Source organism: Gemmatimonadota bacterium (assembly GCA_009838645.1).
GTDB lineage: Bacteria > JAAXHH01 > JAAXHH01 > JAAXHH01 > JAAXHH01 > JAAXHH01.
The window spans coordinates 110,887-121,542 of record VXRC01000017.1; the positions used below are offsets into that span (position 1 = coordinate 110,887).

At 62.6% G+C, this 10,656-nt stretch carries 13 protein-coding genes; 1 reads left to right on the forward strand and 12 read right to left on the reverse strand.

What is annotated here, in order from left to right; genetic code table 11:
• Positions 1 to 25: 25 nt before the first annotated feature.
• The 12 genes from nuoK to F4Y38_05280 form a co-directional block, all read right to left on the reverse strand.
• A complete protein-coding gene (nuoK, locus tag F4Y38_05225) occupies positions 26 to 328 on the reverse strand; it encodes an NADH-quinone oxidoreductase subunit NuoK (protein ID MXY48689.1) in 303 nt (100 codons plus the stop codon).
• A gap of 30 nt (positions 329 to 358) precedes the next feature.
• Entirely contained in the window at positions 359 to 874 is a 516-nt protein-coding gene (locus tag F4Y38_05230) for an NADH-quinone oxidoreductase subunit J (GenBank protein MXY48690.1), read from the reverse strand.
• A 40-nt stretch (positions 875 to 914) separates the two neighbouring features.
• The gene (locus F4Y38_05235) at positions 915 to 1,484 is read right to left on the reverse strand and encodes an NADH-quinone oxidoreductase subunit I (protein MXY48691.1); all 570 of its coding nucleotides are present in this window, start codon (positions 1,482 to 1,484) and stop codon (positions 915 to 917) included.
• A 16-nt stretch (positions 1,485 to 1,500) separates the two neighbouring features.
• The gene (gene nuoH / locus F4Y38_05240) at positions 1,501 to 2,553 is read right to left on the reverse strand and encodes an NADH-quinone oxidoreductase subunit NuoH (GenBank protein ID MXY48692.1); all 1,053 of its coding nucleotides are present in this window, start codon (positions 2,551 to 2,553) and stop codon (positions 1,501 to 1,503) included.
• A gap of 10 nt (positions 2,554 to 2,563) precedes the next feature.
• Positions 2,564 to 4,195 carry a molybdopterin-dependent oxidoreductase gene (locus F4Y38_05245; protein MXY48693.1) on the reverse strand — a complete coding sequence of 544 codons (1,632 nt, stop codon included), beginning with the start codon at positions 4,193 to 4,195 and terminating at the stop codon, positions 2,564 to 2,566.
• Positions 4,182 to 5,558, reverse strand: a complete 1,377-nt coding sequence (gene nuoF, locus F4Y38_05250) for an NADH-quinone oxidoreductase subunit NuoF (protein ID MXY48694.1) — start codon at positions 5,556 to 5,558, stop codon at positions 4,182 to 4,184. The genes F4Y38_05245 and nuoF overlap by 14 nt, the downstream gene beginning before the upstream one ends.
• 11 nt (positions 5,559 to 5,569) lie before the next feature.
• Positions 5,570 to 6,067: an NAD(P)H-dependent oxidoreductase subunit E gene (locus F4Y38_05255; GenBank protein MXY48695.1), complete on the reverse strand. Its 498-nt coding sequence runs from the start codon at positions 6,065 to 6,067 to the stop codon at positions 5,570 to 5,572.
• A gap of 1 nt (position 6,068) precedes the next feature.
• Entirely contained in the window at positions 6,069 to 7,244 is a 1,176-nt protein-coding gene (gene nuoD / locus F4Y38_05260) for an NADH dehydrogenase (quinone) subunit D (GenBank protein ID MXY48696.1), read from the reverse strand.
• 232 nt (positions 7,245 to 7,476) lie between these two features.
• Positions 7,477 to 8,025, reverse strand: a complete 549-nt coding sequence (locus F4Y38_05265) for an NADH-quinone oxidoreductase subunit C (GenBank protein MXY48697.1) — start codon at positions 8,023 to 8,025, stop codon at positions 7,477 to 7,479.
• Positions 8,026 to 8,667, reverse strand: coding sequence for an orotate phosphoribosyltransferase (locus tag F4Y38_05270; GenBank protein MXY48698.1), 642 nt, complete (start codon positions 8,665 to 8,667; stop codon positions 8,026 to 8,028).
• Positions 8,667 to 9,137, reverse strand: coding sequence for an NADH-quinone oxidoreductase subunit B (locus F4Y38_05275; protein MXY48699.1), 471 nt, complete (start codon positions 9,135 to 9,137; stop codon positions 8,667 to 8,669). The genes F4Y38_05270 and F4Y38_05275 overlap by 1 nt, the downstream gene beginning before the upstream one ends.
• Complete coding sequence (locus F4Y38_05280) at positions 9,128 to 9,478, reverse strand: NADH-quinone oxidoreductase subunit A (GenBank protein ID MXY48700.1); 351 nt, start codon at positions 9,476 to 9,478, stop codon at positions 9,128 to 9,130. The genes F4Y38_05275 and F4Y38_05280 overlap by 10 nt, the downstream gene beginning before the upstream one ends.
• Before the next feature lie 231 nt (positions 9,479 to 9,709).
• Here F4Y38_05280 and mtnP point away from each other — a divergent pair, with 231 nt between their 5' ends.
• Positions 9,710 to 10,573 carry an S-methyl-5'-thioadenosine phosphorylase gene (gene mtnP, locus F4Y38_05285; GenBank protein MXY48701.1) on the forward strand — a complete coding sequence of 288 codons (864 nt, stop codon included), beginning with the start codon at positions 9,710 to 9,712 and terminating at the stop codon, positions 10,571 to 10,573.
• The last annotated feature ends 83 nt before the right edge of the window (positions 10,574 to 10,656 follow it).

Sequence of the window (10,656 nt, forward strand, 5' to 3'; positions counted from 1 at the left end):
GTCCAGGGCTGACCGGCCGGGCCGGCTACCAGCGCAGAGACCGGACCTCGTCGATGTTGACCGTTCCGCGGTTGCGGAACAGCAGGATCACCAGGGCCAGGCCGATCGCCACCTCGGCGGCCGCCACGGTAATCACCAGGAACACGTAGATATGGCCGTCGGCCATGCCGAACTGCCGGGCGAAGGCCACGAAAGAGAGATTGGCCCCGTTGAGCATCAACTCGATGCCCATCAGCACGATGATGGCGTTCCGCCGTACCAGCACGCCGGTCGCGCCGACCAGGAAGAGCACGGCACTCAGGACCAGGTAATAGGTGACAGGGATCATGGGTTCGTCGACTCCGGCAAGATCAGCTCCTCACTCGCCCACGGAAACGGTGCCCTTGCGCGTCAGCACCACGGCGCCCACGATGGCGATCAACAGGAGCACGGCCGCGATCTCCACGGGCAGCAGGTATTTCGTGAACAACAACGTTCCGATCTGTTCCACCTCGCCGAATCCGGCTCCGCCGCCATCCGCCGGAGGGGTCGTTCCGCCGCCCGCATAGGACATGATCATGGCCGCCACCGGCAGGAACAGCAGCGCGGCCAGGATGACGGCCAGCGGTTTCTGAATCCGGAATACCCCGCCCTCCTCGCGGCTCAGGTTCAGCAGCATGATGACGAAGAGGAAGAGGACCATGATGGCGCCGGCATACACGACGATCTGTATGATCGCGACGAACTGGGCGTCCAGCATCAGGTACAGGCCGGCGATGGATATCATGACCATGATGAGCAGCAGAACGCAGTAGATCGGGTTGCGCTGCAGGATCATGGCCACGCTGCTCGCGACGGCTACGATGGCGAAAAAGAGGAAGAAGTAGATTTCCATGGAATCTCGTCGGGTCCGTCCGTCCGGTTCTCCCGGCCGCTCAATGACCGCCCGGGCCGCCCGGGTCGGGAAGCTGATCTCCCCTGGGGCGCGTGAAGGCCTCCCGGCTCTTTCGAAGGACCTGGCCCAGCGTGCCCTCCTGGTCTTTGGTTTCATCGTAATTCTTCAGCAGGCGTTCCCGGTCCCAGATCATCTCTTCCCGCGACGTGGCCACGAGTTCGATGTCGTCCGTCATGTCGATGGCGTCTTCGGGACAGGCCTCCACGCACATGCCGCAGAAAATGCACCGGAGCATGTCGATCTGGAACGTACGGGGGATCTTTTCCCGGTCGTTCCATTCCGTCTCCATGCCTTCGATAGTGATACAGTCGGCGGGACAGGCCACGGCGCACATCTCGCAGGCCACGCACTTGATCCGGTCCTGCTCGTCCTTGTTGAGCCGGTGGGCGCCGCGGTATCCGGGCGGCAGGATCTTCTGCACCTCCGGGTACTGCATGGTGACCTTCTTCTTGAAGAGGTGCGCGAGGGTCAGGAGCATGCCCTTGATCACCGCGGGAAGGTACAGCCGCTCCGCCAGGGTCATCTTGCGCGCTTCAACGATGATTGCCATGGATCACACTCCCGTGTCAGACCAGCATCCAGATTCCGGTGACGACGACGTTCAACAGGGCCAGCGGCAGCAGCACCTTCCATCCGATCGCCATCAGTTGGTCGTACCGGAACCGGGGCAGCGACCATCTCACCCAGATATAGACGAAGAGGAAGAAACCCGTCTTGAGCAGGAACCCGGCCACCTGGTACAGGGTTACCAGTCCCGGGCCGACCTGTTCCTCGAAGGGCATGTGCCATCCGCCGAAGAAGAGGGTCGCCATCAGGGCGGAGGCCGCGACCATGCTGGCGTATTCCGAAATCATGAACATGGAAAAACGCATGCTGCTGTATTCCGTGTGGTAGCCGCCGACGAGTTCCTGCTCGCATTCGACCAAGTCGAAGGGCAGGCGGTTGTTTTCGGCGAATGCCGCGATGACGAAGATGACGAAGGCCAGCGGCTGGCGGAAGATGAACCAGTCGAGGAACCCGTCCTGCGCCGCGACAATCTTGCTCATCTGCAGCGATCCCGTGAGCATGAGGATGCCGACGATGGAAAGGCCCAGCGACAGTTCGTAGCTGATCATCTGCGCCGACGACCGGATCCCGCCCAGCAGGGTGAACTTGTTGTTGGCGCTCCATCCGCCCAGGGCGATTCCGTACACCGCGATGGAGGTCATGCCCAGGATGTACAGGATGCCGACGTTCAGATCGATGATCTGCAACGTGGTCGTCGTCTCCTGGATCTGCAGTCCGAAGAGGGTGAAGGCGGGGATGGTCACTTCGCCGCCCACGGGGATCACGGCGAAGATCAGCAGGGCCGGCACGAGGATCAGGGCCGGCGCGATGGCGAAGAGCTTCCGGTCGGCGCTTGCCGGGATGAACTCTTCCTTCCACATGAACTTGATGCCGTCGGCCAGCGGCTGCAGCAGGCCCATGGGACCGACGCGGTTGGGACCGAGCCGGTCCTGGATCAGGGCGCTTATCCGGCGTTCCATGAAGGTGAGATAGGCAACGGTGGTGAACACCACCCCCAGCAGGATGCCGATTTTGACCAGGGCGATGGCGCCTTCCAGGATCATGGGATCCACGACCAATCCACTAACCTCCCGCGGCCTCGGACGGCCCTTCGCCGCCCGTCATGGCGCCCTGATCGCCGATCAGGTCATAGGTGAGTCCCACGTATCCATCCACGTTACCGGCGATTTCCTCCAGGACACCGGCGGGGTCCGTCCCGCCCAGGTCGACGCCCATGCGCTGTCCCACGTACCGGAGAATCGCGCCGTCCTCCCGCGCTCCGCCGGGTGGAGGGAAGGCGGGGCTCAGCCGCTGCACGCGGCCCTGCCCATTGGTCATGGTTCCGTTCTTCTCGAAGGGAATCGCTCCGGGGAATACCACGTCGGCCAGTTCGGCGAGGTCGGAACGATGCACGTCGTGCACCACCAGGAATTCGAGCTTGCGGAAGGCGTCGGTCTCTTCAGGAGAAAGGGTACGGCCGATGTCGCCGCCCAGTATGTAGAGCCCCCGGATCGAGCCGTCACCGATTCCCCGCAGGATATCATCCAGCGAGCCGGCGCCGAGCATGTCGCGGGCGCCCCGGGTATTGGGGGCCTTGTCCGCGTCAATGTGGAATCCGCTTTTCGACGTCCACGCTTCTCCGTCGGGCTTGCGGTCGAGGCCGGTTCGCGGCGATCCGAAGGCCTCCGCGCCCAGTTTGTGCAGCAGGTAGTTCTCCTCGTTGGTCGCCATGGACGATCCGACCATCCCCATGGCGGAATCCCCCTCACCGTCCAGGACGGCCCGGATGCCGCGGACGGCCGCGTCCATGGCATCGGGCCAGGTGGCCTGCACGAGTTCGCCGTCCACCCGCTTCAGCGGCGCCGTCAGCCGGTCCGCGTCCTGCCAGCCATGGTAGCAGAACCGGCCTTCGTCGCACATCCAGTACCCGTTTACCGCCTCGTTGTGCCGAGGTTTCGTCCGGTAGATCTTCTGGTGCATGACTTCCAGCGTGGTGTTGCACCCCGTGGCGCATCCCGGGCAGACGGTGTCCACCTTGTCGTAATGCCAGATGCGGGGCTTGTAGAGAAAGTCTTTGGTGACCAGGGCGCCCACGGGACAGATGTCCGCCACATTCGCCGACATCTTGTTGTCTAGGGGAACGTCTTCGAAGGTCGCGATCTCGGACTTGCTGCCCATCTGGACGACGCCGAGTTCCGACGTACCCGTGATCTCGTCGCAGAAGCGGGTGCAGCGCTGGCACAGTATGCAGCGCGTCGTGTACAGCGTGATGTGCGTCCCGAGGTCCTTTTTCGGCGGCACGCGCTTGGTCTCGACGAACCGGCTGTGGCCCCGGCCGTGGTCGAAGGAATGGTCCTGCAGCTTGCACTCCCCGGCCTGGTCGCACCAGGGACAGTCCAGGGGGTGGTTGATGAGCAGGAACTCCATGATCCCCTTGCGGTTGTCCAGCACCGCCGGGGAATTGAACCGGAAGTTCATCCCGTCCTTGATCCGTATCGTGCAAGAGGTGACGATGCCGAACTGCCCGGGCCGGATCTCCATCTCGGTCAGGCACATCCGGCAGTTGCCGTCCGGCGCCAGGCCGGGGTGATAGCAGAAATGGGGGATGTCGATGCCCAGGTCCGCCGCCGCGTCGATCAGGTTGCGGCCTTCTTCCACGGTGTATTGCTTTTCGTCTATGGTAATGGTTGCCATGATTCGCTCATCCGGCGGCATCGGCTTCGTCGGTCTTCAGCCGAAAATTGCCGGGCACGGGGGGAATGTGTTCATACTGGTCGGGCCGCAGGTAGGATTCCTCCAGGGGCAGGACGACCAGTTCCTTCCGTTCGATGCAGGCCCTGAATTCGGGCCAGTACTTGACGAGAATGGTGCGCACGGGCCAGACGCCCGGTGCCTGGCCGAAGACGCAGACGGTGTGGCCGTGGATCTGCTTGCAGATGTCGAGCAGCAGGTCCAGGTCCTCGTCCCTGCCCTGGCCGTTGCGGATACGCCGCAGGATGTCGTTCATCCAGGGCACCCCTTCGCGGCAGGGCGTGCACTGGCCGCAGGACTCGTGGGCGGCGAAGGAGGACGCGTTCAGCAGGGCGTCCAACATGCTGGTCGTCTCGTCCATCACGATGATCCCGCCGGTACCGCCCATGGACCCCAGCTTGCCCAGGGCGCCGAAGCCCATGGGCGTGTCGATCTCTTCCGGCGTCAGGATCGGCGCCGAGATGCCGCCCGGAATGACGCCTTTCAGCCGGTTGCCGTCCCGGATGCCGCCGGCCGCGTCGTAGATCAGCTCCCGCAGCGTGATATCGGAATCGTACTCGTAGATGCCGGGTTTCTTCACGTGGCCGCAAAGGCCGAACAACCGCGGACCGGTCGTATCCTCCTCCGAGCCGATGGTCTTGTAGGCTTCCGCGCCCATGTCTACGATGGTCGTGATCTGGGCCATGGTCTCCACGTTGTTGACGATCGTGGGCTGGCCCCAGAGCCCGATGGCAGCGGGGAAATAGGGCGGCTTCAGCCGGGGGTAGGGCCGGTTGCCCTCGAGGGATTCGATCAGGCCCGTCTCTTCTCCGCAGATGTAGGCCCCCGCGCCCGGATGGACGTACAACTCGAGGTCGTAGCCCGTGCCCAGGATATCGGCACCGAGGTAGCCGTGTTTCCGGGCGTCCTCGAGGGCGGCTTCCATCTGGTCGATGATCTGGAAGAACTCGCCCCGGATATAGATGTAGCCCAGGTTGATCCCCAGGGCGTAGCTGGTGATGATCATGCCTTCGATGATCTGGTGGGGCTTCGACTCCAGCAGGAGCCGGTCCTTGAAGCTGCCCGGTTCGCTTTCGTCGGCGTTGGCGCACAGGTACCGGGGAAACCGGTCGGCGCAGAGGTTCCACTTCATGCCCGTCGAGAACCCGGCCCCGCCGCGGCCCTTTATCCCCGAGGCGTTGATCTCCTCGATCAGCTCGGCCTGGCTCATGGACTTCAGCGCCTTCCGTACTGCGCCGTAACCGCCGCCGGCCAGGTAGGCGCCGATGTCGCCGGGATCGGTTTCCGCAGGGAGGGGTGCCGTCAGGATTTCGATCGGTACGGCCATTACCTTAACCTTTATCGAGTTCCTTTATCGAGTTCCGCGAGGATTTCGTCGACCTTCTCGGTAGAAACGTGGGTGTGCAATCGCCGGTTGACCAGGAGCACGGGGCCCCGGTCGCAGGCCGCGAGGCATTCCGATTTCCTCAGCGTGAACCGGCCGTCCTCCGTGGTCTCACCCAGCCCGATGCCGAGTTTTTTCGAGAGGTGATCGAAAACGCTCCCGCAGCCGGTCAGCGCACAGGGCAGTGTATGGCATACCGCCAGCACGTGCTCGCCCACGGGTTCCTTGTTGAACATGGGATAGAACGTTGCGATCTCCGCGACCTTGACGGGCGAACAGCCGATCAGACCGGCCACGCAGGCCATGGCCTCGGGCGAGACGTACCCCCATTCTTCCTGCGCGAGGTGAAGGAGCGGCACGACGGCCGACTTCCTGTATTCCGCAGGATAGCGGTCAAGGATCTTTGCCGCGCGCTCCCGCGCCGCGTCCGTGAATTCGAGCGGTGTCGCCATTCTAGCGGTCCAGTTCTCCGGCGATGACGTTCAGGCTGCCCAGTATCGCCACCACGTCCGATAGCATATGCCCCCTGATCAACATGGGGAACATGGAAAAGTTTACGAACGACGGCGGACGTACGCGGATCCGGTATGGTTCCCGGCTGCCGTCGCTGACGATGAAGAACCCGAGTTCTCCGTTCGGCGCTTCGGTGGCGGCGTACACCTCGCCTACCGGCGGCGTCGGCCCGTGTCCTTCCATGGTCATCTTGAAATGATAGATCAGCGACTCCATGGATTCGTACACTTCCGATTTCTCGGGCAGCACCGCGTGCTCCTCGTCGGCGTTCACGGGTCCGGAAGGCAGGTCCTCCACGGACTGTCGAACGATCTTCGCGCTCTGCCTGATCTCCTCCATCCGCACGAGATAGCGGTCGTACACGTCCCCGTTGCGGCCGATGGGGATGTCGAAATCGTAGGCTTCGTACCCGAGGTACGGCTCGTTCTTCCGAATGTCCCAGTCTACGCCGGAAGCCCTGAGCACCGGCCCCGTGGCGCCCCAGGCCACGGCGTCTTCCGCCGAGAGGACGCCCACGCCTTCAGTCCGGTCGCGCCATATACGATTGTGGGTCAGAAGCCGGTCGATTTCAGAGGTGGCCCGCAGGGTCTCTTCCACGGACTCCCGGGCCATTTCCGCGAAGTTCTCCGGCACGTCGCGCAGGAGCCCGCCCACGCGCGTGTAGCTGGTGGTCAGTCGTGTGCCGCAAACTGCCTCGAACAGATCGTACAGCACCTCCCTGGCCCGGAACCCGTACAGGAAGGCGGTGAAGGCCCCGATATCGAGGGCGGCCGTGCCTACGCAAAGCAGGTGGTCGGCAAGACGGGAGAGTTCGGCCAGGGCGACCCGGATCTCACGGCACCGCGGCGTGATTTCGATGTCCATCAGCTTCTCGACCGCGTGGGTGTAGCCGATGTTGTTGCACAGGGGCGACAGGTAGTTCATCCGGTCGGTCAGCGTGACGAACTGGTTGTAGCTCCGGTACTCGCCCAGTTTTTCGAATCCGGTGTGCAGGTAGCCGAGATGGGGTGTGGCGCCCGCGACCATTTCTCCGTCCAGTTCCAGTACCATGTGCAGCGTCCCGTGGGTCGCCGGGTGCTGGGGACCGAAATTGAGTATCATGTGCTCGGACGGCATGTCGGGCGTACGCTCGAAAGACACCCGTTCGTTGCGGATTTCCTCGAGGTCCGTCTCTGCGAGCTTGTCGATCGGTGTGGTATTCACTGTGCGTGATTCCGGTGAACTGGTTGGTTCGGTAGCCCGGTCCGTCCGGCCAATCCGTCCGGTAAGGGAGGGATGGGCGGTCCAGGCGGTCCAGGCGGTCCAGGCGGTCCAGGCGGTCCGGCAATGCCGGTGTTCACAATAGTTGCTAGAAAACGAAGTTGTCCCGTTCCCCCTTGCCGTGCAGGGGATAGTCCTTTCTCAAGGGATAGGAACCGAAATCATCGGGCATCAGGATCCGGCGCAGGTCGGGATGGCCTTCGAAGACGATCCCGTACATGTCGTACACTTCCCGTTCCAGCCAGTTGGCGCCCGGCCAGACGGACACCACCGAACCGATCCGGGGGTCCGCTTCCGGAACGGGTACACTGACGCTGAAACGGCGGTTGTGTTTGTAGGAATACAGCTGGTACACCACGGCGAACCGGATTTCCTCGTCCAGCCGCAGGCGGTCCACGGCGGTCACATCGACGAGATAGCCGAAGGACAGTTTCGGATCGTCTCTAAGGAAGGTCATGAACGGGAGGAGCGCATCCCGCTCCGCGATGACGCTTTCGCAACCCACCGCGTTGCCGGTGCTGACCGACGCGTCGCCGAAACGGGCCCGGATGCGCGTCGTGACGGGGCCCGGTTCAGATTCAGGCCCGCCAACGTCTTCGGTCTCGCGATCCTCCTGGTTTTCCATTGCTGACCCCATTTACTCGAACCCCATCTTGCCGCCCCAGCCGCGCGGATCCGACTGCCAGTCCAGGGCGATCTCCCGGTCGTCGTCCGAAAGCTCGCCCCGCTCGCTCATGACGTCCAGCACGGTCACGAAGTCCGCCATGCTCCATTTCGGCAGGTCGGCTTTTCCGAATCCCTCGGTGGCGGCGGGCAGGCCGTATTCGAATATGGTGACCACGCCGATCACGTCCACGTCGAACTTGATGACGTCTTCGACGGCCTTCAGGACGCCTCCCCCCGTGGTGACCAGATCCTCGGTAAACAGCACCTTCTGGCCGGCGGTCAGGGTGCCCTCGACCCGGTGTTCCTTGCCGTATCCCTTCTGGCCCGACCGCGCATAGACCATCGGCAGGTCCAGCCGGTTGGAAACCCATGCGGCGAAGGGAATGGCGGCCGTCGCCGTGCCCGCGATGACGTCCGGGGCAGCGTCCAGGGTGTCGATGATCTCGAGAAACGTATCGATGATCACCTTGCGCTCTTCCAGGCAGGATATGATCAGCCTGTTGTCGCAATATATCGGGGAGATGATACCGGAACTGTAATGGTAGGGTGCTTCAACGTTGATGGTGACGGCTTTGATGTCGAGCAGAAGCTCTGCGATGGTTTTTCTGTTCATCAGTTCGCTTTAGCCTGGGCTACTTTCTCCTGGATCTTCATCAACGCCTGGATCACGTTTTCGGGCCTGGGCGGACAGCCGGGGATATACACGTCCACCGGGATGTACTGGTCCACGCCCTGCACCAGGGTGTAGGTATTGAATACGCCGCCGGAGGAGGCACAGGCCCCCATGGAGATAACCCATTTGGGCTCCGGCATCTGGTCGTAGATTTTCTTCAGCACGGGCATCATCTTGATGGACACCCGCCCCGAAACGATCAGCAGGTCGGACTGCCGCGGTGAAAACCGGATGGCTTCGGCCCCGAATCGGGCCAGGTCGAAGCGGGACGCCAGGGTCGCCATGAGCTCGATGGCACAGCACGCGGTGCCGAAGGGCATCGGCCAGAGCGAGTTCTTCCGGGCCCAGCCCACCATCTCGTCGACCTTGGTGGTCATGACGTTTTCCTGCAGCTGGTCTTCTAATCCCATTCCAGGGCACCCCGTTTCCATTCGTACAGGAATCCGATGACGAGCAGGAGGAAGAACACCCCCATGGCTGCGGCGCCGTATAACTGAAGATCGCCATAAACGACGGCCCATGGGTAGAGGTAAATGATCTCCACGTCGAAAAGGATGAAAAGAATGGCGATCAGGTAGAACTTGATGGAAAAGTTCTTCCGCGCGGAATCTTTCAGCGGAACGCCGCATTCGTAAGAGGCGAGCTTGGAGGCGCTGGTCTTTTTTCTGCCGATGAAAGAGGAAAGGGTAACGATTACGGCCGCGACGATCAGTACGAGGATTACGAGCAGGATCAGGGGAAGGTATGACATTTAACCGAATAACAGGATGTACAGACAGATCGGTCGACGAAACGCGGCTTCCTGGCACATCTATCCTTGAACTCGCCGATCAAGATAAACCGCCGGGGGGCGTTGTCAAGGACTAATCGTTTTTATTTATTGATATAAAAAGGCGGGCTCGTTATATGTCTATTCCGGTACGATTTCATGCGCATTCCAAGGACTAAAATCGACTTCTCAAACCAGCGGGAGCGTTGCAGTATGCCGGAAGCACAGATCGCGGTCATCGGCGGTACGGGGTTCTACGGGATGGAGGGGCTTACGGATCTCGAGGAGGTCCGGCCCGACACCCCTTTCGGCGAGCCCAGCGACGCCATCGTGACCGGCACCCTCGAGGGCCGGCGCGTAGCGTTCCTGGCGCGCCATGGCCGGGGCCATCGCCTGAGTCCGTCCGAGATCAACGTGCGGGCGAACATCTTCGCGCTGAAGACACTGGGGGTCCGGTGGATTCTCTCGGTAAGCGCCGTGGGCAGCCTCCAGGAGGACATCCGGCCGCGGGACTTCGTCATACCGGACCAGTTATACGACCATACCCGGCACCGCGCGACGAGCTTCTTCGGCGGCGGGCTCGTGGTGCACGTGGGCCTCGGCGAACCGTTCTGCGGACCGCTGCGACGGTTGCTTGTCGACGGCGCCGAATCGACCGGCCTGACCGTGCACGACGGCGGCACCTATCTCTGCATGGAAGGGCCGCAGTTCTCGACCAAAGCGGAGTCGAACGTCTACCGGGGCTGGGGATTTTCGGTCATCGGGATGACGGCGGCCCCGGAGGCCAAGCTCGCCCGGGAGGCAGAGATCTGCTACGCCGCCATCGCGTGCTCGACCGACTACGACTGCTGGCACGAGGAACACGATTCCGTCACCGTCGACATGATTATCGAGAACCTGCACGCGAACGTGGAACAGGCGCGCCAGGTCATCCGCCACGTCGTGCCGGCCATTCCGCTGGACAGCACGTGCCGCTGTCACAACGCGCTGGCCAACGCCATCGTGTCCGACCGCGACGCGGTGCCCGCCGGCACGCTGGAGAAGCTGAGGCCGATCGTGGGCCGTTATTTCGAGTAGAGGATCAGGAGAGGTGTAACGCACGGACGCCGGGCCAGTCCACCCACATGTCATGGTGTTAAAACGGCACGGACGCCGGGCCA